At 36.9% G+C, this 25,192-nt stretch carries 22 protein-coding genes and 1 tRNA gene; 7 read left to right on the top strand and 16 right to left on the bottom strand.

Annotated elements, in window-relative coordinates:
• Positions 1-82: 82 nt before the first annotated feature.
• The 10 genes from H3T44_RS08260 to galU form a co-directional block, all read right to left on the bottom strand.
• The gene (locus tag H3T44_RS08260) at positions 83-565 is read right to left on the bottom strand and encodes a DUF2147 domain-containing protein (protein ID WP_198196872.1); all 483 of its coding nucleotides are present in this window, start codon (positions 563-565) and stop codon (positions 83-85) included.
• Between the two features lie 48 nt (positions 566-613).
• Positions 614-868: a glutaredoxin 3 gene (gene grxC / locus H3T44_RS08255; RefSeq protein ID WP_198196873.1), complete on the bottom strand. Its 255-nt coding sequence runs from the start codon at positions 866-868 to the stop codon at positions 614-616.
• Positions 869-958: 90 nt separating this feature from the next.
• Positions 959-1,690, bottom strand: a complete 732-nt coding sequence (locus H3T44_RS08250) for a ComF family protein (RefSeq protein WP_155567582.1) — start codon at positions 1,688-1,690, stop codon at positions 959-961.
• A 20-nt stretch (positions 1,691-1,710) separates the two neighbouring features.
• Positions 1,711-2,127, bottom strand: coding sequence for a secondary thiamine-phosphate synthase enzyme YjbQ (locus H3T44_RS08245; RefSeq protein ID WP_110439521.1), 417 nt, complete (start codon positions 2,125-2,127; stop codon positions 1,711-1,713).
• Between the two features lie 3 nt (positions 2,128-2,130).
• On the bottom strand, positions 2,131-3,144 hold the full coding sequence (gene trpS / locus H3T44_RS08240; RefSeq protein WP_198196874.1) for a tryptophan--tRNA ligase: 1,014 nt from the start codon (positions 3,142-3,144) through the stop codon (positions 2,131-2,133).
• A 23-nt stretch (positions 3,145-3,167) separates the two neighbouring features.
• On the bottom strand, positions 3,168-3,650 hold the full coding sequence (locus H3T44_RS08235) for an FKBP-type peptidyl-prolyl cis-trans isomerase (protein WP_110439519.1): 483 nt from the start codon (positions 3,648-3,650) through the stop codon (positions 3,168-3,170).
• A gap of 24 nt (positions 3,651-3,674) precedes the next feature.
• Complete coding sequence (locus tag H3T44_RS08230) at positions 3,675-4,904, bottom strand: argininosuccinate synthase (RefSeq protein WP_155564874.1); 1,230 nt, start codon at positions 4,902-4,904, stop codon at positions 3,675-3,677.
• Positions 4,905-5,286: 382 nt separating this feature from the next.
• Positions 5,287-6,135, bottom strand: a complete 849-nt coding sequence (locus tag H3T44_RS08225; RefSeq protein WP_198196875.1) for a methyltransferase domain-containing protein — start codon at positions 6,133-6,135, stop codon at positions 5,287-5,289.
• 96 nt (positions 6,136-6,231) lie between these two features.
• The gene (gene pgmG / locus H3T44_RS08220; protein WP_110439517.1) at positions 6,232-7,620 is read right to left on the bottom strand and encodes a phosphoglucomutase/phosphomannomutase PgmG; all 1,389 of its coding nucleotides are present in this window, start codon (positions 7,618-7,620) and stop codon (positions 6,232-6,234) included.
• The gene (gene galU / locus H3T44_RS08215) at positions 7,620-8,504 is read right to left on the bottom strand and encodes a UTP--glucose-1-phosphate uridylyltransferase GalU (protein ID WP_198185439.1); all 885 of its coding nucleotides are present in this window, start codon (positions 8,502-8,504) and stop codon (positions 7,620-7,622) included. Before galU ends, pgmG begins: the two co-directional genes overlap by 1 nt.
• 722 nt (positions 8,505-9,226) lie before the next feature.
• Between galU and H3T44_RS08210 the strand changes: the two genes are divergently transcribed.
• Entirely contained in the window at positions 9,227-10,045 is an 819-nt protein-coding gene (locus H3T44_RS08210; protein ID WP_198196876.1) for a toll/interleukin-1 receptor domain-containing protein, read from the top strand.
• A gap of 169 nt (positions 10,046-10,214) precedes the next feature.
• Here H3T44_RS08210 and H3T44_RS08205 read toward each other — a convergent pair whose 3' ends face one another.
• Together H3T44_RS08205 and H3T44_RS08200 are read right to left on the bottom strand one after the other, a co-directional pair.
• Entirely contained in the window at positions 10,215-12,497 is a 2,283-nt protein-coding gene (locus H3T44_RS08205) for an NADP-dependent malic enzyme (RefSeq protein WP_198196877.1), read from the bottom strand.
• Positions 12,498-12,618: 121 nt separating this feature from the next.
• Positions 12,619-12,705 (bottom strand) — tRNA-Leu (locus H3T44_RS08200).
• 66 nt (positions 12,706-12,771) lie between these two features.
• Between H3T44_RS08200 and lipB the strand changes: the two genes are divergently transcribed.
• On the top strand, positions 12,772-13,479 hold the full coding sequence (gene lipB / locus H3T44_RS08195) for a lipoyl(octanoyl) transferase LipB (protein WP_198196878.1): 708 nt from the start codon (positions 12,772-12,774) through the stop codon (positions 13,477-13,479).
• Here lipB and H3T44_RS08190 read toward each other — a convergent pair.
• A complete protein-coding gene (locus H3T44_RS08190) occupies positions 13,457-14,083 on the bottom strand; it encodes an outer membrane lipoprotein carrier protein LolA (RefSeq protein ID WP_198196879.1) in 627 nt (208 codons plus the stop codon). The genes lipB and H3T44_RS08190 overlap by 23 nt on opposite strands.
• Before the next feature lie 183 nt (positions 14,084-14,266).
• Here H3T44_RS08190 and H3T44_RS08185 point away from each other — a divergent pair, with 183 nt between their 5' ends.
• Genes H3T44_RS08185 through H3T44_RS08175 form a run of 3 tightly spaced genes read left to right on the top strand, consistent with a single transcriptional unit; the run spans position 14,267 to position 17,852 of the window.
• Positions 14,267-14,860, top strand: coding sequence for a J domain-containing protein (locus H3T44_RS08185; protein ID WP_198196880.1), 594 nt, complete (start codon positions 14,267-14,269; stop codon positions 14,858-14,860).
• Between the two features lie 48 nt (positions 14,861-14,908).
• Positions 14,909-15,931, top strand: a complete 1,023-nt coding sequence (locus H3T44_RS08180; protein WP_122122887.1) for an AAA family ATPase — start codon at positions 14,909-14,911, stop codon at positions 15,929-15,931.
• Positions 15,932-15,968: 37 nt separating this feature from the next.
• The gene (locus tag H3T44_RS08175; protein ID WP_198196881.1) at positions 15,969-17,852 is read left to right on the top strand and encodes a cobaltochelatase CobT-related protein; all 1,884 of its coding nucleotides are present in this window, start codon (positions 15,969-15,971) and stop codon (positions 17,850-17,852) included.
• Positions 17,853-17,904: 52 nt separating this feature from the next.
• Here the strand turns inward: H3T44_RS08175 and H3T44_RS08170 are convergent, their stop codons facing one another.
• Both H3T44_RS08170 and H3T44_RS08165 read right to left on the bottom strand, forming a co-directional pair.
• A complete protein-coding gene (locus tag H3T44_RS08170) occupies positions 17,905-19,131 on the bottom strand; it encodes a pyridoxal phosphate-dependent aminotransferase (protein WP_155579952.1) in 1,227 nt (408 codons plus the stop codon).
• A gap of 15 nt (positions 19,132-19,146) precedes the next feature.
• Positions 19,147-20,352, bottom strand: a complete 1,206-nt coding sequence (locus H3T44_RS08165) for a pyridoxal phosphate-dependent aminotransferase (RefSeq protein ID WP_198196882.1) — start codon at positions 20,350-20,352, stop codon at positions 19,147-19,149.
• A 513-nt stretch (positions 20,353-20,865) separates the two neighbouring features.
• Here H3T44_RS08165 and H3T44_RS08160 point away from each other — a divergent pair.
• Positions 20,866-22,221 carry a hypothetical protein gene (locus H3T44_RS08160; protein WP_198196883.1) on the top strand — a complete coding sequence of 452 codons (1,356 nt, stop codon included), beginning with the start codon at positions 20,866-20,868 and terminating at the stop codon, positions 22,219-22,221.
• Positions 22,222-22,277: 56 nt separating this feature from the next.
• Positions 22,278-23,465: an aldose 1-epimerase family protein gene (locus H3T44_RS08155; RefSeq protein ID WP_198196884.1), complete on the top strand. Its 1,188-nt coding sequence runs from the start codon at positions 22,278-22,280 to the stop codon at positions 23,463-23,465.
• 72 nt (positions 23,466-23,537) lie between these two features.
• On the opposite strand, the gene H3T44_RS09165 is transcribed toward H3T44_RS08155, so the two are convergent.
• Positions 23,538-24,920 carry a glucosyltransferase domain-containing protein gene (locus tag H3T44_RS09165; RefSeq protein ID WP_255552125.1) on the bottom strand — a complete coding sequence of 461 codons (1,383 nt, stop codon included), beginning with the start codon at positions 24,918-24,920 and terminating at the stop codon, positions 23,538-23,540.
• Positions 24,921-25,192 lie beyond the last annotated feature (272 nt).

The following is a 25,192-nucleotide window of genomic DNA, read 5'->3' as shown; positions in this document are numbered from 1 at the left end:
ATAAATCATTACGATTTATTAATTACGCTCTTGATAACAATTGAAATAATAAAAAATAATTATTTGTAGAAATAAAATAACATTATTTAATTCTACAACCTTTATCGATCACATGATTATACCGATGCCAAACATGTGTTTCACCAAATAGGCTGATCCCCATAAAACCCCGGATTTTTAATTGATCATGATCGTCAATCCAGATTTTGGCATCATAAATTTTTTCATTCCGGGGATCGATAATTTTTCCTACCCAATATTTACTTTTTTCCTTACGCATAAAATTACGCAACATTAAAAAATTGCACTGGGAAGTTCCTTTAGAACTCACGGGAGCAACAGGTCCTTTATATTGCATCCCTACAAATTTGCCACAAAGACCCTCACCACATTTATATATCTGAAAAACACCGTCTTCTGCCTTGGTTGTCCATAATCCAATTTCTGGCATGGATCTAGTTTCATTCAGATTTTGCGCGTAATTTTCATAAAAGGGACAACATAAGAACATTCCGCTTATTACAGCACCTAAAATCTTGGTTATAACTTTATTTTTATTTAACACTTACTTAATTATCTCCATTTATTAATAAATAAATCAGTATTTATTGATTTATTTCAATAATGCATCAAGCTTCCCGGTCTTTTCCATCCTTAACAAATCATCACATCCACCCACTGACTGACCATTTATAAAAATTTGCGGAACAGTAATCTTACCCCCCGAACGTTTTATTGCCTCTTCTCGTTCTGCCGTACCTTTAGGAGCATTAATCTGATTGAATTTCACGCCTTTTGAATTTAAGAGCGTCAGAGCTTTTTGACAAAAAGGACATCCTGGTTGTGTATATATTTCAACTTTTGCCATAGTTTTTCTCCCAAAAACATTTAATTACAAATAATATATCTTATTTATGATAATCTATAATTTATAAACTATAAATGAATAATTTTATTTTCAGAAATAACTTACTTTTGCAATAACAACCACAAATATTCGTTTTACACCCGCTTCCAGTAATATTCTGCTACAAGCCATCAGGGTACTGCCAGTGGTCATAACATCATCCACCAATATAATTGTCTTACCCTGAAGAATTTTTGAATAGGCTGGATTAACCTGAAATGCATTTTCCAGTAAATCTTGTCGTTCCTGTTTATTCAAATGTCCCAAGGACTGTGTATCCCTAATTCTTTTCAAGGCCAATAATAAAAGGGGAATATTTGATCTTTTGGCCAATTTTTTTCCCAGCAGGGCCGATTGATTGTATTTTCTATGTCGCAAACGTTTCTTGTATAACGGAACAGGAATTATATATGAAGCATTATCAAAAAAGGGATTGGCAATATTCCAAATAGAACCTGCTAAAAAGTTCAAGCCATTCAACCGATCTGCATATTTTAAGGGTAAAATTAACTTTTTAATCCCTTCGTTATATACAAAAGCTGCCCGCCCCTTCTCCCATAAACATGGCTCTTCCCGACAACTCAAACAAAGATGATCCTCTCCCGCCTCTGAATCAGAAAGAAAAGGCGTTCCACATTGTTCACAACAGGGCTCCACAATAAATTCAAGCTGTTTGAAACAGTCAGAGCATAAATATCCAGATCGTTGAATATGAACACCGCATAAAATACAGCGTGGCGGAAATAAAAAATCAATTATATCAAGATAAGCTTTCGATAGCATTTTCTTAATATCATTATTCTCTAGTTCCCCATTACATGTAAAACCAGTTCTCGAATATGTGGCCTTTTTCTATGTTCAAACAAATAAACGGCCTGCCATGGCCCTAAACTTAATTTCCGATCAATGACAGGAATAGACAAGGAGGTTTCGGTCAACATCGTTTTTAAATGGGCGGGCATATCGTCACTCCCCTCATCAGTATGCTGATAGGAGCGATTTTCTGGAACGAGATCATTAAAATAATTTAGAATATCGCTTCTTACCGAAATATCCGTATTTTCCTGAACAGTTAAAGAAGCTGAAGTATGTTTACACCATATCGTTAACAGGCCAGTATTGATGGCTGATCGCAAAATCCAACTGGACAGGTCAGCCGTAATCATGGTTAATCCCTGACCTTGCGTTTTAACACTCAATTTACCAACCTGCTGTTTCATTCTTTATTTTAAAAACCCCACGATATATTCCGCTTCAGACACAATAGGATCAGCAATTGCTGATGCCTTCTCGGCACCCTGTTTCAAAATTGTCTGTAGATATTGTTTATCTGCCAACAATTTCTTTGTTTCCTCTCTGATTGGTGCAATTTTTTGAATTAAAAGATCCGACAATGCGGATTTAAAAGGACTAAATCCTTTTCCGCCAAAATCCTGGAGCACCTGTTCAATCGATTGCTTGGCTAAAACCGAATAAATTGACACTAAATTTAACGCCTCTAAACGATGTGACAACCCTTCCTGTTCAGACGGTAAGGGTTCAGAATCACTTTTTGCCCGTTTAATTTTATTCGTAATTGCATCATCCTCATCCAGTAACTCAATCCTCCCCTGTTCGGAAGGATCCGATTTGGACATTTTTTTACTACCATCCCTTAAATTCATTACACGGGCGCTTGTTTTTGGAATAAATCCCTCGACAACAGGAAAGAAATCGGTTTTGTAGTCATGATTGAATTTCTGGGCAATATCATTTGTTAATTCCAGATGTTGACGCTGATCCTCACCAACAGGTACACACGTTGCCCTATATGCCAAAATATCAGCGGCCATTAAATTAGGATAAACATACAATCCTACAGAATTGGCTTCCCTGTTTTTGCCCGCCTTATCTTTAAACTGTGTCATCCGGTTCATCCAGCCAATTCGCGCAACACAATTGAAAATCCACGCCAAACGCGCATGAGCGGATACAGCTGATTGATTAAATAAGATATGCTTGTTGGGATCAATACCAGCAGCCAATAAAACAGCCGTCTGTTCCAAAGTCTGTTTTCGTAGGGATACGGGTTCCTGCCAAACCGTCAAGGCATGCATATCAACCAGGCAATAGATACATTCATTATCCTGTTGAATATCAACCCAGTACTGAATGGCCCCCAGATAATTTCCCAAATGCGGGATACCAGTTGGTTGAATTCCTGAAAATACGCGCTTACCTGACGGCTTGACACTCATAAATCACCTTAATCCTTTATTTATTAGTTATCCGGTTGGTTTTTGGTTACCCCAACAAGATGAATCTTAAAAATTAATGGGCTATTTGAAGGAATAATCCCCATAGATTTTTCTCCATACCCTAATTTAGGCGGAACATAAAGCTGCCAAACATCGCCAGGATGCATTTTAGGCAGGGCTTCCATCCAGCCAGGTATTAATCCCTCAACAGGCATTTGCATTAAACCACCACCATGCCGATCTGATGAATCAAATATGACACCGTCTGGCAAACGCCCTTCATATTCCGCCAAAATTAGATCCCCTGGAGCAGGAGAGGCTTCCTTAGGGTTTCCAGACTGGATAATACGGTAAGCCAATCCACTAGGTAATGTTTTCACTCCCGGTTCAGCCTCAACCTTTTGCATAAACTGTTCGGGGGTTAATTGCTCCTTTTTACTACCAGCGCAAGCAACCAAGGGAATTGCCAAAACCGCAGGAACTATCCAAGAAAGCATCTTTTTCATTTTCAACTCCTGATTATTCAAATTTTACAAGGCACCGCCACGTCGACCTGCCTGTGCGCCCAAACGTAGTCGTAACGCATTTAATTTAATGAAGCCCTGTGCATCCATTTGATTATATGCACCTTCATCATCTTCAAATGTTACAACACGCATATCGTAGAGACTATTCGGACTTTCACGTCCCATCAAGATAATATTACCTTTATACAGCTTCAATTTTACACGACCGGTAACAGAATGCTGACTTTCATCAATCAGGGCCTGCAGCATTCGGCGCTCTGGTGAGAACCAGAAACCATTATAAATTAATTCCGCATAACGAGGCATGATACTATCCTTTAAATGCCCGGCCTCACGATCAAGAGTGATCGATTCCATATTTCTATGGGCAAATAATAAGATCGTTCCACCCGGTGTTTCATAAATTCCACGGGATTTCATGCCAACAAAACGATTTTCAACCAGATCAAGACGCCCGATACCATTGGCCTTACCCAACTCGTTCAAACGGGCCAGTATAGTTGCCGGGGACATTACAATTCCATTAATCGCTACAGGATCACCAGCTTTGAAATCAATACTGATTTCAGTCGCCTTATCTGGAGCATCTTCCGGTGAAATTGTTCGCTGAAAAACAGCTTCATCAGGAGGAAGGGAAGGATCTTCCAAAATTTTCCCTTCCGAAGATGAATGTAAAAGATTGGCATCGACCGAAAAGGGAGCTTCCCCACGTTTGTCATGCGTAACCGGAATCTGATTTTCTTCAGCAAACTGCAATAAACGGGTACGAGAAGTGAGATCCCATTCACGCCAAGGGGAAATAACAGTGACATCGGGTTTTAATGCATAATAGGCCAGCTCAAATCGAACCTGGTCATTCCCTTTACCCGTTGCCCCATGCGCAACGGCATCAGCCCCCACCTGTTCGGCAATTTCAATTTGTCTTTTAGAAATAAGTGGACGCGCGATTGAGGTTCCCAATAAATATTGTCCTTCGTAAAGCGTGTTGGCACGAAACATTGGAAAGACATAATCCCTTACGAATTCTTCACGCAAATCCTCGACAAAAATTTCTTTAACACCGAACATTTCCGCTTTTTTACGGGCTGGACCCAATTCTTCCCCTTGTCCCAAATCAGCCGTAAAGGTTACAACCTCACATTCATATGTTTTTTGTAACCACCGTAAAATAACAGAAGTATCCAACCCTCCCGAATAGGCCAGAACAACTTTTTTTACATTCTTATGTGCCATACCGCTTACTTTTCATATCAAAATTCTACAATTACGATCGGTTATATCATCAATATAAAGCTTTTTAAATCATCATTCTTTGCAAGAACCCTAAAATTAAAATTTTAAAAAAAATATATTATGAATAAAAATGTATATTTAATAACTATTTGATTTATATAACTTAAATTATTACAACTATTGTTCAATAATAAATAGATCAATAAATTTAAAATTATGCAGAACTTTTTCTTATTCTAAAAAAATTAACAATCAGATTTTTTTCATATAATCTAAAAATTAAATTCCAAAATAAAAATTTTATTTTCAATTAAATTAAACAATCTTTCCCAAGTTTTTCAAAATTTTACAATTTTATATTATTCGTAAATTAAAACTGATTCTATTTATTCCGCAACGCTTCTTCCAAAGACATTTTGAATTGACCAGGTTTTAAAGGTTGAGGTTGTGACGCGTCGGGAGACCAACCTGTTAAAATGGCAAAATTTATATCAACTTTAATAGGTTTAAAAGTTTCCAAACGTGCAATAAATTCGGCAAATAAAGTTTTTTTTGCAAAATAAGCCTGATGCATTTGCAAGGAATTTGTTTCCCCTGCCCAACGCAGATCCCGAAATAAAGCCAATGAAGAGCGATAAACAATTTCAATCGCCTCCTTATCAATAGTGGGTAAGGCAAAACCAGCCCGTTGCATCAAACTTGCACATGATCTTAAATCAGGTAATGGAGAAATATGCGGCAAAACAGCACCACAATATTCCATTTCAACTTCAGCCATTACGGTTCGTAATAAAGAAAGAGTCGGAAGTATAGGAATTGCCGCCAGGAAAAGACCATCAGACTTCAAAATTCTTCGAATTTGTAATAAAGTACCAGGCAAATCATTAACCCAATGCAAGTTAAAATTCGCAATAACCAGATCAAAGCATCCTGATTTAAAAGGCAAGAATTCTTCATCCATACAGATTTTCGAATTTACATTCATTGAAACCAGACCTGCCGACAAATCAGCCGATATCACCTTTATTTTTCTATTTTTTAAATAGGAAGAAACATACCCTCGCCCTCCGATTTCCAAGGCAAATTCAAAGGAACGATTTATATCGTCAAGTCGTTCCAGTAACCGATCCGTACATTGTTGAAAGATATCCTGTATTTCAAAATGATATAAAACAGATCTATCTCGATGCAATTTCAGAAGAGAACGGTTAAATAATAATGGAACATTCATGGCATATATCATTTGATAGATAACAAAAAGGATACAATCGCTAGACTGTATCCTTTTTATAAAAAAATAGAAACCAGTTAAAATTCTAATCTCAATTTATTCTTCTGGAAATTCCACACCAGAAGCCTTCAACTGGGCTTTTAAAGCATTTTTCAATCGCTCCAATCCCTCATCAGATGTACTCTCCGCTCGTGCCACTAAAGCAGCTTGAGTGTTGGAAGCCCTTAAAAGCCACCATCCATCTTCTGTATTCACCCTTACACCATCAATCGTCACGACATTGGCCTTCTCTTCCTTTAACCGTTCAGCCACTTCACGGACAACGGTGAATTTACGCTCATCGGAACAATCAAAACGAATTTCAGGAGTAGAAATTGCTTTGGGTAAAGACTCTGTTACTTCTGATAAAGGACCCTTTAACCGGGCGACAATATCAAGCGTTCTGACTGCAACGTATAATGCGTCGTCAAACCCGTACCATTTATCTGCAAAGAAAATATGACCAGACATTTCCCCACCGAGAACAGCCTTTGATTCAGCCATTTTGGCCTTGATCAAGGAATGTCCAGTACACCACATCAAAGGATTTCCACCCGCTTTTTGAATTTCATCAAAAAGAATTTTGCTTGCTTTAACATCAGCAACAATCGTTGCCCCTTGATTACTTGCAAGAATATCACGACTAAAAATAACCATAAGCTGATCACCCCAAAGGATATTACCTTTGTCATCAATCACGCCAATACGATCGGCATCACCATCAAACGCAATACCAATATCAGCCTTGCGATTGGCCACCTCTTTCTGAAGCTGAACAAGGTTTTTGGGAACAGTAGGGTCTGGACTATGAGCGGGAAAATCGCCGTCTATCGTTCCATTCAGAACAATATGTTCACCGGGCAACTTCTGAACCAAACGGGTTAGAATATCACCAGCAGCCCCATTACTGTTATCCCAGACAACACGCAATTTCCGTTCAGTTCCCCCAAAATCTTCCAAAAGCCGATTAATATAATCTTCTGAAACATCAACCTTACGAACCGTACCATTACCCTCTGGAACCACATCACCAGCCGCAACCTGTGCCCCTAAATCCTGAATCTGCTTACCAAAAAACGGTTTGCCACCCAGCATGAATTTCATCCCATTATATTCTTTGGGATTATGACTGGCCGTAACCATAACAGCACCATCAGCCTGCATAACTGTTGAAGCAAAATAGAGCATTGGGGTCGGACCACGACCGATACGGACAACTTCCAAACCGCTTTTCTTTAATCCATTTACCAGAGCAGCCTCTAAATCAGGCGAACTAACCCGACCATCATAACCAACAACAACTTTTTTTCCATTTTTCCTTGCGACCAAACTGCCAAAGGACCGTCCGATCGCATAGGCATCCTCGACAAAAAAAGTCTGTTCATAAATGCCGCGAATATCATATTCTCGCAGGATTGTCGAATTAATTACACGTTGATGTTCCATTATTTAACCTCTTCATGGGCATATTTCTGTATTATCTTACGCATGGCCGGAGCTAGATCGGGACGTTTCAAAGCAAAGGCAACCTGAGCTTCTAGAAATCCAGATTTGCTTCCACAATCATACCGAACCCCATTATATCTCAACCCATGAAAAGGCATTTGTCCAATCAATTTTTCCATAGAATCTGTCAATTGAACTTCATTTCCTGCACCTTTTTCCATTTTAGAAAGATATTTCATAATTTCAGGTGACAAAATATAACGTCCAATAATTGAAAGATTAGAGGGAGCCTGTTCAGGCTCCGGCTTTTCTACAACCCCGGAAATCGTGACCAGTTTTCCATCATCCTTTTCAATATCCACAATACCGTAACTGGATGTCTTTTCACGAGGAACCTCGGTAACAGCGACAACGTTTCCACCATATTCATTATAAACTTCAACCATTTGTGCCAAACATCCTGGCGCTGCCATAATCAAATCATCCGGTAATAAAATGGCAAATGGATCATCGCCAACAAATGTACGAGCACACCATATTGCATGCCCCAACCCTAATGGAGACTGCTGACGCAAAGCGGTTAAAGAACCTGCCTCAATACTAGATGGATGGAGAGCCTCTAGAGACTCTTTTTTACCTCTTTGTCGCAGTGTATCCTCAAGTTCATAAGCAACATCAAAATAATCAATTAGAGAATCTTTTCCTCGACCTGTAATCAGACAAAACTGTTCAATTCCTGCCGCACGCGCCTCATCCAGTGCATATTGAATCAATGGACGATCAACAACAGGCAACATTTCTTTTGGCATTGATTTGGTTGCGGGCAAGAAACGTGTTCCTAAGCCAGCGACAGGTAATACAGCTTTTTTTAAAGGTTTAATCACAGAACTCTACCTTGAAATTTAATAATAAAAAACAAATATGTTAATGTCTAATTTAGAACAAAACAAATATTATTTCACAATTTGATAAGAATATGTAAAAATTATGACAAGAAGGCCACATTCTAAACGCGGAATTCCCTTTTAATTAAATACCTATATGTGAATCTTAATCAAATTATGTCTAATAATTACGGGTAATAATGCTACCATAATAAAACTAAATTTTAACAGAAAAATTTGTTTTTTCAAACTTCCCAGAAATGATTGCTATTACAAATATATCGAATTAAATTTATCTTGATAATATTTAAATATAATGTGAATCAAAAAAAACCAAAGATGAATAAAATACACATCTTTGGAAGATTATACTTAATTAAAAAACCATTACTATTTAAATAACTTAAATTATTTTTAAATAATATTTATTTAAAAAAGCTTAAATAATTTAAATATACTTTCTTTTTACAGCTAATCTATCGTGAAAACAATATATGGAATAAAATCTTGGATATATTTTGCCAATTTTTTGGTCATATGAAGAAAATCATATTTTATAAAATTTATATTAGTTCATGTGTATAATTTTATTACACAATTTATCAGCTTCCACTTGATCAATTTATTTTATTTCATTTTGTTAATATTAATGTATACTTTCCTAAATTTGTCATTATTATTCATAATGTTAAAAAAGGGTTTATAACAAGGTCACTTTATAAATGCCAGAATTAATCAAAAAAACGATTTTCCTAAGTCATATTACAGAAGAAAAAGAACTTACAAGTATATTTCAACAATTAATCGAAGACAGTTTTTTTGGACAAGTCCATGTTTTCACGTCCAGTTTCTCCATAAAACCGGGTCAAAGATGGTTTGATGAAATTGAAGAAAATTTAAAAAATAGTGCCATCATGATTGTATTTTGCAGTCCCAAAAGTATTCAACGTCCTTGGATCAGTTTTGAATGTGGGGCAGGATGGCAAAAAAATATCAATGTTATTCCACTTTGTCACTCTGGATTAACCGTTGACACCTTACCGAGCCCATTAAATTTGCTTGAGGGCGGCAACATTTCAGATAAGAATAAGATAACAGATATATTTGAGATCATTAAAAATGAAATCGGTTTTAACCGTTTACCTATCATAGACTTCGATTCATTATTTAAAAAAATAAATGAATTTGAAAATAAATATCTTCCAGCAAATAATAAAAATACGATAGATCTACCTCAACGAAGTCCGTTGTCTTCTATAATTTCAAAAATATTATTGGAAATCAAAAAAATAAATCCCGGTTTTTTTGAAAGACTCAAAACAATGTATAAAGATCCAAAAATGGGATTAACGCTTCCCCCTGTTCCTTTAATTTATTATAGCTACAAATCTTTAAAATGCCACTTGTACGAATTACGCAAACACGACAATAACTTTCATTTCAATTATAATGTACCATCTCATTCAAGCACATTTAACCCTTACGGAAATCTAATTTTAACTGTTTCCCCTGAAGTTAAACAATTAATTGTAGAATTATAATTTTTATATTTTATCCAAAATTTTAATGCGTGTTTTACAAGCAATCGCGAATATGCATTTTTTAATGAAAAAATAAAGAGTGAAAAAATGGATTTCTCACTCTTTTATACACAGTAAATTCAGTAATCTTGAACAAGATTACAATATTTTCCTAATATTGCAATCAAATTTATTGTTTTTTTCTTAATGATTGGCGAATGGCAATAGCTGTCAGATTCACGATACCTCGTGCCGTTGTATTTTCCGTAAGAACATGAAGCGGCTTTGTTGTGCCAAGCGTTATAGGACCAATCTGCAGTCCATTTCCAACCACACGACTCAAGGAAAATCCAATATTTGCCGCATCAAGACTGGGCATAATTAACAAATTAGCATTTCCTCTCAAGGGTGAATCATCAATTAATCTCGAACGCAAGGTTTCACTTAACGCAGCATCACCCTGCATTTCCCCGTCAATTTCTAATGAAGGATTCTTTTCACGTATTATGGCCAGGGCTTTTTTCATTTTTAATGCTGATTCAGATTTTCCCGTTCCAAAAGAAGAATAAGATAATAAAGCGGCTCTTGGTACCATACCAAACATAGATACCATTTCAGAAGCCAATAAAGTTAATTCAGCAATTTCCTCAGCCGTAGGGTCCAGATGTAAATAAGTATCCCCCATAAAAAGCGCTACATTTGACTGAATCATAGCAGAAATAGTATGGAATTCCTTTACTCCATCCTGTTTGGGGATAATATTTTTCAATGTCTTAAAATGACGATACCATTCACCAAATCCACCAACAAGTGCTGCATCAACATGACCCTCCCTTAAAAGCATCGCTGCTAGAATTGATTTTCTTCTATAGAGCTGTTCATACGCCAAAGACGGAGGAACACCCGTTCTTTCAACCAATCTCTGATAAGGTTTTTCCAGTGTTTGTAAAAATGAGTTATCCTTTTGGGGGTCATAAACTGTTAAATCCTTACCAATTTTTAAGCTTAACCCCAATTGAGTAATTTTTTCATGAATCCTTTTCTGATCTCCAATAACATAAGGTAAAACCATCTGTTCATTAACCATAGTTTGAATAGCACGTAAAACCCTATCATTTTCGCCTTCAGAAAAGACAACCTTTTGCAGTCCTTTATGTTGATGAACAGCTGCAAATACAGGTTGCATAACCTGACTGGTTCTGAACACAAATTGCATCAGATGCTCCAGATATCCATTAAAATCATCAATCGGACGTAAGGCAACCCCTGTTTGCATGGCCGCTTTTGCAACCGCTGGCGCAATTTCCAAAATTAATCGCGGATCAAAAGGTTTTGGCAAAATATATTCAGGACCAAAGGCAGGTGCCTGACCGCCATAAGCGGCCACGACAACCTCATTGGCTTCTTGTGTCGCCAGATTTGCTAATGCATAAGCGGCGGCTTTTTTCATCTCCTCGTTTATTTCGATTGCCCCAACATCTAGGGCTCCGCGAAATATAAAAGGAAAACATAAAACATTATTAACCTGATTTGGATGATCAGAACGACCTGTTGCCATAATCGCATCTGATCGAATACTGCCAACCTCTTCTGGAGTGATTTCAGGTTCCGGATTTGCCAATGCCAGAATCAAAGGATTGGATGCCATTTTTGCCACCCATTCTTTTTTCAGAACTCCAGCCACAGAAACACCAAGAAAAATATCTGCACCCGCTATAACATCCTCCAAACGGCGAGCCTGCGTGTCTTTGGCATAACGTGCCATATTTTCTGGCATATTTGGATCGCGGCCTTGCCACACCACTCCATCAATATCCGTTAAAATGACATTTTCAGGTTTTAATCCCAGAGTTACCAATAAATTTACACATGCAATAGCTGCCGCCCCAGCCCCAGAAGTGACCAATTTAACGTCTTCAATTTTCTTATTCTGAATTCGCAAGGCATTAATGGTAGCCGCACTTACGACAATCGCCGTTCCATGTTGATCATCATGAAAAACCGGAATATTCATTCTGGATTTTAGATTCTGTTCAATAATAAAACATTCAGGCGCCTTGATATCCTCCAAATTAATTCCGCCAAAAGTTGGCTCAAGCGCCGCGACAACATTACAGAAATGTTCCGGATCATTGGCATCAACTTCGATATCAAAAACATCAATACCAGCAAATTTCTTGAATAAAACCGCCTTGCCCTCCATAACGGGTTTTCCCGCCAAGGGCCCGATGTTTCCCAACCCCAAAACAGCCGTACCATTGGAAATAACCCCAACCAGGTTACTTTTGGCCGTGTATTTGCTAGCCAAACTAGGATCCCTTTTAATTTCCAAACATGGTGCCGCCACCCCTGGGGAATAGGCTAAGGACAAATCAGTTTGAGTCGCCATTCTTTTTGTTGGTGTTATTGTTAATTTCCCTGGTGTTGGATATTCATGATAATCCAACGCATCTTGCTTAAATTTATGATCCATAATTTCCTCTTCATTGCAATCATGACATTTTTACAAATAAATCTTTGTAAAATTGGTAAAATTATATATCAAAGGCAAATGAAAAGAAAATAAGTTCTATATTCAAGTCGCAACAAGAATATGGTGCGACCGAGAAGACTCGAACTTCCACGGGGTATTTCCCCACAAGCACCTCAAGCTTGCGCGTCTACCATTCCGCCACGGTCGCACGGGATTGATTTTCATAATTCAATCCAATATGCTTTCTCTATAACCGATGAAAGAGTTTCTAGCAATGGCTATCACACCAATATTTTTGCAAAAAAGCAAAAAAGTTGTTCCCTATCCCACCGCAATTCAATGGATGAAAAATTACGTTCAAAAAATATTTGATGGGAAAGCGGCAGAATGCCTATGGTTTTTGGAGCATCCTCCGCTTTACACTGCGGGAACATCGGCAAAAGAGAGCGATTTGTTCAATCCACAGAATTTTCCTGTTTTTCATTCTAATCGGGGTGGACAATGGACTTACCATGGTCCAGGAATGCGAATCATCTATGTAATGATGGATTTACGTAAACCCCATCCCACTTTTCCCGATCATGATATTCGCGCATTCATTCACAAACTTGAAGACTGGATCATTCTCACCCTTCAACAATTCAATATCGCAGCAGAAAAAAAAGAAGGGCGTGTCGGATTATGGGTTACCGATCCTGTTACAAAAAAAGAGAAAAAAATTGCCGCAATTGGAATTAAGCTATCCCATTGGATCAGCTGGCATGGAATTGCGTTGAATATTAATCCCAAACTGGAAAATTATTCCGGAATAGTCCCCTGTGGATTGAAGGAATATGGAATTACGAGCATGCATGAACTAGGAATTAATACTTCATTTGATATGATAGACCAAGTCCTCTGTCAAGCCTGGCAGCAAGTGTTTGTCTATTCTTTAAAATTGCGGTCACCACCTTCTGACCTTATGGTTGATCAGGATAGTTAAAATAATTATTTTTAACACTTAAACCCATATGAACATTTGAAATATTCATGATCGTTTGCCGTTTACGCACATCTATAGCTTGCATCTGATCAAGGGTTAACTGACCATTTACATCTTGAAACCGTAGAGTTAACAAACCTTGGGATGGATTATCCCCGCTTGCCAATGAAATTTGCAAAGCCTGTGTTCCCTTTTGTATTGCCGTTACAAGAATGGGTGATGATAAATGAACAGGGCTATTTAGCATTAATCCCAAAGGGTTTCTTGCCAATCCAATATGTGTAACAGAATGATCGTCAAAATTTTTTGCCACCATTTTTTTACCCTTTGCAACAACAATCATTGTGGAAGGGGTTTCATAATTTAAACGTAATTTTCCAGGTATATATACGATACGTCCTTCAGATTGATTACCATTTGACCAAATTTGCGTGAATTGTCCCTCAAATCCCCTTGGATCGTTCAGGGCACTTTCAACCCTTGAAATTGAAACGAGCTCGCAAGTAGGTCTTGTTTTCTGATTAGCCTGACATGCCATTAATATAAACGGAAAAAGCAATATTATTTTTTTGCATATCCCATTCATGATTTTATCTATTCTCATTGCCTTACCTCTTTATATCAAGATGATTAATTCTATATCAGAATTATAAAATATCTTTAATATGCCCTTTGAATTATAACCGTTTTTTAGAATATAATTCATTTTTCCCCAATTCTTGTGATATTCTTCCAAGAACAATGTTCCTTACTTTTCTATTCTATTTCTTATGAAATCAAAATACTTATGATGTTTAAAAAGAAATGGGCAACAATGTTTGATCCCAACAATGCAAAAACAACACCGCACCGTTATTGTGACATGCCAGGATGCAGAGAACCAGCAAAATATCGGGCACCAAAATCCCGTCACCAGTTATATGACTATTATTGGTTCTGTTTTAGCCATATTCGGGAATATAACAAAAACTGGGATTATTTCAGGGGAATGAATACTGCGCAAATAGAGGAACACATGCGTTCCGCCGCTGTATGGGATAAACCTTCATGGAAGCTTGGTAGATTAGGAAAAAAAAATCTTTTAAATGAGCAATCATTCCATGATCCGCTACGGCTTTTTCAAAAAACAAGAACAAAAACACATCATGATACCGGACAGAAACCCAATATCCCCCAAGAATTACAAAAAGCTTTGCAATTACTGGAAATTAGCTGGCCACTTTCGTTGGCCAGTTTAAAAAAAAGATATACCAAGCTTGCCCGTAAATATCATCCTGATACAAATGGTGGTGACGCGGATTTGGAAGAAAAATTTAAAAAGATTAATGCAGCTTATTCCCTACTCCGAACATATTTGACAAATATGATTGAAGCAAAATAAAAAATCATTTAGATCATTAAAATAACTCTTCTACACAGGATAATTTCTATGTCTAGATCAACTTCAAACCTAACTAATCCCGATAAAACCGATTTACCTGACATTTCTATGTTATCAAAACCAGATAAATTGTTTAACGTAAGAAAAACATTTGATATTGATCTTGATATGGAGGTCAAGGGATTTTCAAAAAAAACCTCACTGGTTCCCGATCTGGATCCAAACTATTTTTTTGATCTAGATACCACTCATGCCATTCTTGCAGGATTTCAATATAATCGACGGGTCATGATACAGGGATTTCATGGAACGGGAAAATCCTCCCATATCGAACAAATCGCTGCCCGTCTGAACTGGCCATGTATTCGCATCAATCTCGATAGCCATATTTCCCGTATTGACTTGATTGGAAAGGATGCCATCATCCTAAAGGACGGAAAACAAGTTACACAATTTCAAGAGGGTTTACTTCCATGGGCTTTAGAGCATCCATGTGCACTTATTTTTGATGAATATGATGCTGGCCGTCCTGATGTTATGTTTGTCATTCAACGTGTGCTTGAAACAGAAGGCAAACTGACCTTGCTGGATCAAAATCGAGTTATTCGCCCTGATCCATCCTTTCGTCTTTTTGCAACCGCAAACACCATTGGATTGGGAGATACGACCGGGCTGTATCATGGTACTCAACAAATCAATCAGGGGCAAATGGATCGCTGGAATATTGTTGCCGCACTGAATTATTTACCCCCTCCACAAGAAATTAAAATAATCATGGCAAAAATGAATGTACAGCCTCAGGACGCAGAAACAAAAAAACAGATTGAATCAATGGTAGCATTGGCCAATTTAACCCGAATTGGATTTGCCGAAGGGGAACTGTCTACTGTAATGTCTCCTCGCACTGTCATCAGCTGGGCTGAAAACTATACAATCTTTCATGATCTTGCATTATCTTTCCGCCTAACCTTCCTAAATAAATGTGACCTATCAGAACACGGAATTGTAGCAGAATATTACCAACGCTGTTTTAATGTTGACCTTTTAACAACCGATCCCAAAACAGTTTAAACAATATTGAATTATCCGATTTAACAAGAGGATTATAATGCCTAAAAATCAGAAGAACAGACAGACTGATTTACTCAATTTTCAAACCGCTTATAATCCTGAACGTTTCAAACAAGCCCTGATTGGTACCATACATACTTTAAGTGGTTATACGGCAACCAATATCAATTTCTGTTCAAGCACGGTCAACAATCGTCAATATCAATCCAAAAACAACAAGGAAAACGTCCATCTTCCACAACCACCAGAAATACAAGATGCAAAAACCCTGCAATTCATTAGGGGACAAGCTGATGCACTGGCCCTATATCTAAAATATCATGATAATGATCTTCCTTCACCACCAGACTTAACATCAGGGGACGCACAAAATAGTTTCAATGCCCTGGAACAAGTCCGTGTGGAAGCATTAGGAAGCAAGAAGATGGCAGGGGTTGCCGCCAATCTACAGGCAGTTATGGAACATAACAGTCATATAGAAGGGCATGCAAGGATGGACAAGGCGGAACAATTATCTCCTGCAAAAGCCCTTTCTTTACTTGTTTATGAAACATTGACTGGAAAAACAGTACCAAAAGCATCTCGTAAAATTCTGCAATTATGGCGCAATCAATTAACACCCCAAGGTGAAAAAGCTCTCAAGGCCATGAAAGAGGCTTTGACTGACCAAGATCATTATGCACAAGCTACCAAACAATTGCTTCAAGCCTATCGTTTACTAGAAGGAGAAGAGGAAAAATCCGATAATGGCAAGGAAGAATCCTCTCAAGATACCGCGGATCAAAACAAAGATAGCAATCCAGATTACCCTGAAGAAAAACAAGAACAGCAAGAAAGCGAACTTGAACAGCAATTTTCACAAATTCCCCTGAATATGGAGGATCAAGAAAAACCGGATTCAGCTATGGGAAGTGATAAATCTGAAAAAGCTGGTGGCCCCTCACAACAACCTCCGGATACTTTAGCTGATGTTGAAGATGCATCCTATCACATTTACACAAAATTATTTGATGAGGTAGTTACCGCTGAACAGATTTGCGACGTAAACGAGCTAGACTTCCTAAGAAACCGGCTTGATCAACAATTACAGGAAATACAAAATATCATATCCAAGCTGGCCAATCGTTTACAACGCAAATTGATGTCGCAACAAATCAGAAGCTGGAATTTTGATCAGGAGGAAGGACTTCTCGATGCCAGCAAATTAACAAGAATAATCACCAACCCAACCAATTCTCTGAGCTTTAAACAAGAAAAATCAACCGGTTTTAAGGACACGATTGTAACACTGTTAATCGATAATTCTGGATCCATGCGAGGGCGCCCTATTTCCATTGCGGCAATGTGTGGAGATATTCTGGCCAGAACTCTTGAACGTTGTTCCGTTAAGGTAGAAATCCTCGGTTTTACAACCCAGACCTGGAAAGGTGGACGCAGTCGTGAAAAATGGTTGGCTGACAAACGTCCCCAGAATCCAGGACGGTTAAATGATTTACGCCATATTATTTATAAAGCTGCCGACCAGCCATGGCGACGAGCCAAACGTAATTTAGGCCTTATGCTCAAGGATGGCTTGTTAAAAGAGAATATTGATGGAGAGGCACTTTTTTGGGCATGGCAAAGACTTAAAACCCGTGTAGAAAAACGTAAAATTTTAATGGTTATTTCTGATGGAGCGCCAGTTGATGATAGCACTTTATCGACGAATGGATCAGAATATCTTGAAAATCATCTTAAACGCATGATTCGCAAAATCGAAAATCGTGCTGAAATCGAGCTTGTAGCCATTGGAATTGGGCATGATGTAACACGTTACTACAAACATGCCGTGACAATCACCAAGGCAGAAGAATTGGGGGGAACAATGATTCACGAACTCACCAAACTATTTGATGAAAAAGACAAAATTCAATCTAAATAATTTTCAACCCCTTCATTAATACTCAAGAAAACCGGAGTATTAATGAATACGATCAGGATAACCCTTGCACAAACTGGGAAATTCTTTGACAGGCCTCTTCAAGAACGACATCATCAGCGGCATAAGCTATACGCAAGTAGGGACTTAAACCAAACGCTGATCCGGGAACAACCGCAACATAAGTCTCTTCCAATAATGCTTCAGCAAAATCCTGATCATTGGCAATCAACCTTCCCTGAGCTGTTTTTTTTCCAATACAGCCGGCAATACCTGGATATATATAAAAGGCCCCCTGTGGAATATTACAGCTTATACCATTCATTGCTGAAAAGGCGGCCGTCATTTTTTTACGACGTCGATCATAAGCCAGTTTCATTGATTCAACTTCTTTTTGCGCATATTGCAAAGCCGCAGTAGCAGCTGCCTGACTGACACTGCAGGCACCAGAGGTTGAATTGCTTTGAATTTTAAGCATCGCTCTAATCAAACGCTTTACCCCACCGGCATAGCCTATACGCCAACCTGGCATTGCAAAAGTTTTAGAAACCCCATTCGCCGTTAAAATACGATCTTTTAATTCTGGTGCCAAAGCCGCCAATGAATGATGGCGTTGCCCGTCAAAAATCAGATGTTCGTAAATTTCATCAGCAAAAATCCATATCTGAGGATTAATCCTCAATACCTCAACCAATGCCAGCAAGTCTTCTTTTGTCCAGACAGCACCAGTTGGATTGCTGGGGGAATTCAAAATCAGCCATTTGGTCCTAGGCGTAATAGCGGCTTTTAATTGCCTTGCCTTTAAGACAAAATTATCTTTTTCAGGACAAACAACATGAACCGGATTCCCTCCCAGAAATCGTACCATAATTGGATAACTAGTCCAATAGGGTGCCGGAATAATGACCTCATCTTCCGGATCTAAAGTCGCCATCAAGGCATTGAACAAAATCTGTTTAACCCCATTTGCAACCATAATCTCGTCCAATGCATAATCGACACCATTTTCTTCCTTGAATTTTTTTTGTATGGCCTTTTTCAACGATAAAAAACCGTCGATAGGAGGATACTTCGTTTTTCCTTCCAAAGCCGCCTGATAACCTCCCTCAATAGCTATTTTGGGTGTTAAAAAATCAGGCTGTCCCAGGGCTAGGGAAATAACATTTTTTCCTTCTGCTTTCAGAACCCTTGCCCGCATTGACATCGCGATGGTTGCAGGAGCCTCAAACCCGCTCATTCTTGAGGCAAGAGCGGGTTCAATTGCAATTTCCTCATTATTCATAACCAATATCTAGCCCTAGCTCAAATTCATGCAGAAATGTTTAATCCGTAAGCAGGCTTCCTTAAGCAACTCTGTATTTGTCGCATAGGAAATACGGAAATATCCAGCCATCATAAAAGCTGCTCCATGAACTGTGGCTACACCCTCTTCTTCCAGTAAGGCCGTTACGAAATCCTGATCACTATTAATTTTTGTCCCCTTACTGGTTGTTTTACCCAAACAATTTTTCATTGAAACAAACAGGTAAAAGGCCCCCATGGGTTTTAAACAGGATAGACCTGGTGCGCCATTTAGGTTATCCAAAACCAGATTTCGCCTTTTTTGATAAGTAGCCACCATATCGGCAACTGAATCCTGTGAACCAGTCAAAGCCTCAACAGTTGCCGCCTGACTAATGGAACAGGGATTGGTTGTGGACTGTCCCTGCAACTTTATCATTGCCTTGACAAATTCTACAGGGGCGGCAGCATATCCAATACGCCATCCCGTCATCGAATAGGCTTTTGAAACACCGTTCATTGTAATTGTGCGTTCTTTAAGGCGTGGTTCAACCTGGACTACTGTTGGAGCAACCACCCCATCGTAAACCAGCTTGGAATAAATATCATCCGTCAAAACCCATACATTTGGATATTGCATCAAGACATCACATAAAGCCTGCAATTCTTCTTTACTATATACAGCACCTGTGGGATTACAAGGGGAATTCAAAATCAGCCATTTCGTTTTAGACGTAATTGCTGCACTCAGTTGTTCGGGCTGCAACTTGAAACCTGCATGCTCCTCCTTACAAGGAATGATAACTGGTGTTCCACCAGCCAATGTTACAATATCGGGATAAGAAACCCAACAAGGTGAAGGGATAATGACCTCATCTCCTGGATTAAGACTGGCCATCATCGCATTGAATATAACCTGTTTTCCACCACTGGAAACCATGATTTCTTCAGGTTGGTAGTCAATATTATAATCGGCTTTCAAACGTTGGGCAACTGCCTGGCGGACAGCTGGGGTCCCTCCAACATCTGTATATTTTGTCTGTCCGGACTGAATGGCTGCTATGCCTGCGTTCTTAATATTGATCGGCGTATCAAAGTCAGGTTCACCAGCAGAAAGGCTGATCACATCCTGACCCTTACTTTTCATGGCACGCGCCTTTGCACTAATCACCAGTGTCTGACTAGGCTGTATTTTTTTCAATCGAGCAGATAGAATATCCATTATTACCATTCCAGTTACGTAAACAATTCATTCATATAAAGCTTATCATTATATAAAATATTTATAAAAAACTTTATATAATATAGATCATGTTTTAATTAATTATAATAATTTTATTTTTTATAAGACCATTTAACTTTTAAACGATCATTGAATTTAATTTTTCTCTTTTGAAAAATCTATATCAAATAAACTCATTTAAATAAATTTATTAAAACAAGAAAGATTATAAAACCAATGGAAATGGCTATTCTTAAATATCATGTTCTAGATTTCATAAAAAAAAATCAAGCAAAACCGATTCCAACAAAAATATATCCCGGATTGAAAAATATAACGCAAATTACTGAAAATTTTAAAAATAACCTGGCTAACCAAACAATATTAAAAGAGCTCTGCCAATATTGCCTTACTTTTAAAAATTATATGTTGGCTGAAGCGTTAATAAATTTTCTTATAGAGATAGATTCAAACAATAAGGACTACTATTTTTTTAAGGCAACTATCCTTTTCTTGAAAAAAGATATAAACGCTTCTTTAGAAAAACTGGAAAAATATCTCAATTTCATTTGTTCTTCTGACCTCTTAACAAGGGATATCATGTCCGAATTGGAAAAAGGTGAAATTACCAATTATTATATGTTTTTTTTACCCAATATCTTACAAAGATATAAATTGCCAATTCCAACCTCCGAATTTAACCTTTATCTTTTTCCTTATTCAATGCACGGCGCAAATCAAACAATTCAACAGCGTTATGCAATTTATCTGGGCTATTATTGTGACAGACTTCAAGAACATTTTAGAGATCTGTTAAAAGGGTTACTGAACGAGGAATATGAATTAAATGGAGATACAACCTGGTATCATCTAAATGCAGGAAAATTGCAGTGGCTTCTCCATAATAGACCCTTGGCAGATTATCACTTTCAAAAATCCAAAGAACTGGCTCCTGAAACTTCCGTTTATTTCGACAATGAAGATAGTGGTGTATATAGTTGGTTAACAGAAAAGAGATACCAAAATTTTGAACAGGCTAATAAACATGATGATCCATTTCATCTGGAAAAATGGCAATGGTCATATGCTGATCTAAAAGGTCAACAAGCCGATTTACTATTCATTCTGGGTTGTGATTCCCGGTATTTAAAATATTTACCCAAATTTCTCTTTACTCTTGTAAAAGCACATAAAAGGATAGATTTTCAAAGTAAAATCGTTCTTGCTCTTGCATTGGAAAATCCATCATCTCAACAAAAAGAATTTCTAAAGGAGATCTCTGAATTTATTCATAACACCATTCCTAATATGCATATTACCTATGGTTATGGTTCCTCACTTTATCGGGATGCAGCCTATTTTACCTGTTTACGTTTTCTTTTTGCGGAAAAACTTTATCAACGTTATCCTACAAAAACCTTTATTCTTGATATTGATCTCACCGTTACAGAGGATTTTTTCAGTAAAAAATTCCCTTTATTTGGCAATTATGATTTTGGTTTGAGACTTTTTGCTTTTGATAAAAATGGTGATCAGCTCGTGGGGGCACCTTGGTGTTTGGGAGCCGGAATTACATATCTAAACCATTCAGAAATCACCCCTAAAATTCTTCATTTTATCGGACATTATATAAAATGGGCTTATGATCCCCATAATTTTACCAATTGGTGTATTGATCAATGTGCTTTGTCACAAGCTGTCGAGCAATTTATACGCCCTTCCTGGAAAAATTTGGTAATAAGAGATATTGATCAAGAGAATTTATTTGATCTATCCAATTATTTTAAATCAAAAAACGATTTTTATTATCAATCCCCCTACATCAGTGAAAATAATTTTAAGGAACAAATTCAATTATTATTGCATTAATTATATAAATCTTCAAAATAATGCATGAGTGCTGTTTGTAAATCCGGGAGAATAAAATGACACTAGAATTTTCATTATCTCAAAATCAGACCAAATCTTTTACACTAACCAGCGCAGCCCATAACATTGAATTAGGCAATTGGGAGATTAACAATCACCAGCTTGGCATTGAGGATGTTTTATTTTCTATTCAGCAAATTTGTCTGCATGGAGGAAAACAGGAAGGTTCTAGACTGATTATAATTAAATGTCCTGATGGATTGACCATCACCCTGAGCCCAACACGAGGAATGAATGTGATTGAAGCAACAGCTCCTGGCATTCGCCTGGGTTGGGATTCACCTGTAAAGGAGATAGTCAACCCCACTTTCATAAATCTTCAAAGTCGCAATGGCACCGGATGGTTGGAGGGTTTTAACGAAATGATGGTGCGTTGCGGTTATGAATGGTCTGGGCATCCTTTTACCGACACCAATGGTGAGCTTTATAGCCTTCATGGAAAAGCAGCAAATACACCAGCATCTGAAGTTATTGTTGAGATCGATACTCTATTTCCATACGAAATCAAGATAAAAGGCTTAATTAAAGAAAGCACTTTCAAAAAAACCGATTTACGTGTTCTAACAGAGCTATCCTATATTCCTGGCTCCCACAGTTTTACCCTTCATGATCGCTTGACCAATCATGCCGATTACTCACATCCCTATCAAATTATTTACCATAGCAATTTCGGTAAACCTCTATTAGAAAAAGATGCAAAATTTATCGCCCCTGTTAAAGAAATAAGTCCTTTTAACAACTATGCTCAAAATGGACTAGATAATTGGCAAACTTATCGTGAACCTACCAAAGATTTTGATGAAATGGTATTTAATATCATTCCCTATACCAAAAAAGATGGAAGCACCATGGCCGCGTTGCATAATAAAAGCGAAAATAAAGGAGTTTCCATTGAATTCAATACTAAGCAACTTCCCTTTCTAACTTTATGGAAGAACACAGATACCGAAAAACAGGGATACGTCACAGGCATAGAACCAGGAACCAATTTTGCCTATCCTATGACAATTGAACGTGAACAAGGTAGACTTAAAAAACTTCATGCCGAAAAAACAGTTGAATTTAAATTGAGATATAACGCCTTACTTGATCGGCAAGCTGTTGAAATCATGAAAAAGGAAATTACCAATATTCAGGGCAATCAAGAAACCCAAATCAATCAAAAACCAGTCGCACAAGAATAACAGAATTAAAATAAGGGATTAATTGACATATCCCTTGTTCAATCAATCCTTATCCAATATTTGATATATGGATTAAAAAGTTCCTGGATTATAGTTTTTGGTAATACTATCGCAATAAGAGCCTGTTTTAACATACAAAATAACACCATATAAAGTCGATTGAATATAACAGCCAGAAAAAATATCTTTAGCATCTTTTGGAAAATCTGGAGAGGCCCTGCCAATAACATTTTTATGCATGTAATACTCTCCATTTAATAAACCGTTTACATACCAAGGGTTTGACAATCCAACAAAATCAAAAATTTTCCTTGTTAATGGATGTGTTTTCATAATGGTTTGTTGAGAAGAAAACCTCAAATCATCGCGGATAATTGTAATCCCCTCCACTTTCTTATTACCAAAATGATAAATAGATTGTAAAATTTCCTGAACTATTAATGCATTCTTCTGATGATCTATTCTTTTCAGGTTACATAATGCTGATGACAAAAGTAAAGATGTCCATAAATAACAAATTGGAACCAAAAGCATTATTTTTGAAGGACAACCAGCCTTTTGAACATACAGAAATATAAAAATGAAAAAGGCTGATATACCCATCATTTCACGTGTATTACCACTGGGTATATTTAATATAATATTTGAACTCGTTAAGGCAACCAGCAATAAAGGAAAACACAGGTATAAAACATAAATTCTTTTATAATTTTTCTTTAAAAAATCTTTTATCACTGTATATAAAAAAAATACAGATAAAATAATCAAAGATACTATTATATAGTTTTCCTGAATATACAATAAAAACAGTAATAGATATATTTTGATATTCTCAATAAGATGAATGAATATATGTTCATTTAAAACAATAATCTTTCCTAATGGACCATAATCGTTGGTAATCAAAAAATTTACAACGCATATTTTATAAATGAGAAATGTAGTTAATATATTGCATAGTCTTAGAAATAGTTCCCTGAACAATCTGGAAAATGCTACCTGATCACTATCATTCAATAGTTTTACAGCCAATAGTCCAATAACTAATGTCAAAGCACATTGATAAAAACAATATAAAGAAAATATTAGGCATGAACGAATTATATAATCAATACACACATTTTGATTATTTTCTTTAAATACAAATAGACATGCCAATGCAACACTGCATGTCATGATTATACAATCATATTTATATGATAAATTTTGTAAAAAAAATGGATTACATAAAAGAAAAATAAATATAGTTAATTTTAATAAATAATTTTCTGATCGAATTATTTTATCTGTTGTATAAAGATAAATTAAATACAAAGCTAAGAAAGCAATAATAAATGAAAAAGGATAAGGGTCAGAAACTATTGCACTTCCGTTCAATAAACGAATCAACCAAACAGAAAACGGTCTTACATTAAGGAACCATACAAAAAGGTCACCATTAGATGCCCGATACATATCATCAACAAAATCATAAGGAGACAATAAAAAAGGAATAGAATAAATAAAAGTAATAATAAATGTTAATAAAACATAATGTTTTTTATGAATGGTTATAGACATCAGTTTAATATTATTTTTTAAATTACGTATGTTGAAATTATTTTAATGTTAAAATATAAATCTTGATCTGAAAACAAGCCAATCCAGTATTAATTATTTTGTATAAGAATTTTATATTTATTAAGTTATGATATTTATTTGGTTTTTTACGGTATATGAGAGGTGGG

This window comes from Commensalibacter sp. M0355, from assembly GCF_016101365.1.
GTDB lineage: Bacteria > Pseudomonadota > Alphaproteobacteria > Acetobacterales > Acetobacteraceae > Commensalibacter > Commensalibacter melissae.
Note: the sequence above shows the minus strand (reverse complement) of the source record. Positions and strands in the feature narration are given on the sequence as shown.

Coding starts and splice junctions, on each gene's coding strand:
- grxC (WP_198196873.1), bottom strand. CDS start 868: ATGGCAAAAGTTGAAATATATACACAACCAGGATGTCCTTTTTGTCAA.
- H3T44_RS08250 (WP_155567582.1), bottom strand. CDS start 1,690: ATGCTATCGAAAGCTTATCTTGATATAATTGATTTTTTATTTCCGCCA.
- H3T44_RS08245 (WP_110439521.1), bottom strand. CDS start 2,127: ATGAAACAGCAGGTTGGTAAATTGAGTGTTAAAACGCAAGGTCAGGGA.
- trpS (WP_198196874.1), bottom strand. CDS start 3,144: ATGAGTGTCAAGCCGTCAGGTAAGCGCGTATTTTCAGGAATTCAACCA.
- H3T44_RS08235 (WP_110439519.1), bottom strand. CDS start 3,650: ATGAAAAAGATGCTTTCTTGGATAGTTCCTGCGGTTTTGGCAATTCCC.
- H3T44_RS08230 (WP_155564874.1), bottom strand. CDS start 4,904: ATGGCACATAAGAATGTAAAAAAAGTTGTTCTGGCCTATTCGGGAGGG.
- H3T44_RS08225 (WP_198196875.1), bottom strand. CDS start 6,135: ATGAATGTTCCATTATTATTTAACCGTTCTCTTCTGAAATTGCATCGA.
- pgmG (WP_110439517.1), bottom strand. CDS start 7,620: ATGGAACATCAACGTGTAATTAATTCGACAATCCTGCGAGAATATGAT.
- H3T44_RS08210 (WP_198196876.1), top strand. CDS start 9,227: ATGCCAGAATTAATCAAAAAAACGATTTTCCTAAGTCATATTACAGAA.
- H3T44_RS08205 (WP_198196877.1), bottom strand. CDS start 12,497: ATGGATCATAAATTTAAGCAAGATGCGTTGGATTATCATGAATATCCA.
- lipB (WP_198196878.1), top strand. CDS start 12,772: ATGGCTATCACACCAATATTTTTGCAAAAAAGCAAAAAAGTTGTTCCC.
- H3T44_RS08190 (WP_198196879.1), bottom strand. CDS start 14,083: ATGAGAATAGATAAAATCATGAATGGGATATGCAAAAAAATAATATTG.
- H3T44_RS08185 (WP_198196880.1), top strand. CDS start 14,267: ATGATGTTTAAAAAGAAATGGGCAACAATGTTTGATCCCAACAATGCA.
- H3T44_RS08180 (WP_122122887.1), top strand. CDS start 14,909: ATGTCTAGATCAACTTCAAACCTAACTAATCCCGATAAAACCGATTTA.
- H3T44_RS08175 (WP_198196881.1), top strand. CDS start 15,969: ATGCCTAAAAATCAGAAGAACAGACAGACTGATTTACTCAATTTTCAA.
- H3T44_RS08170 (WP_155579952.1), bottom strand. CDS start 19,131: ATGAATAATGAGGAAATTGCAATTGAACCCGCTCTTGCCTCAAGAATG.
- H3T44_RS08165 (WP_198196882.1), bottom strand. CDS start 20,352: ATGGATATTCTATCTGCTCGATTGAAAAAAATACAGCCTAGTCAGACA.
- H3T44_RS08155 (WP_198196884.1), top strand. CDS start 22,278: ATGACACTAGAATTTTCATTATCTCAAAATCAGACCAAATCTTTTACA.
- H3T44_RS09165 (WP_255552125.1), bottom strand. CDS start 24,920: ATGTATCGGGCATCTAATGGTGACCTTTTTGTATGGTTCCTTAATGTA.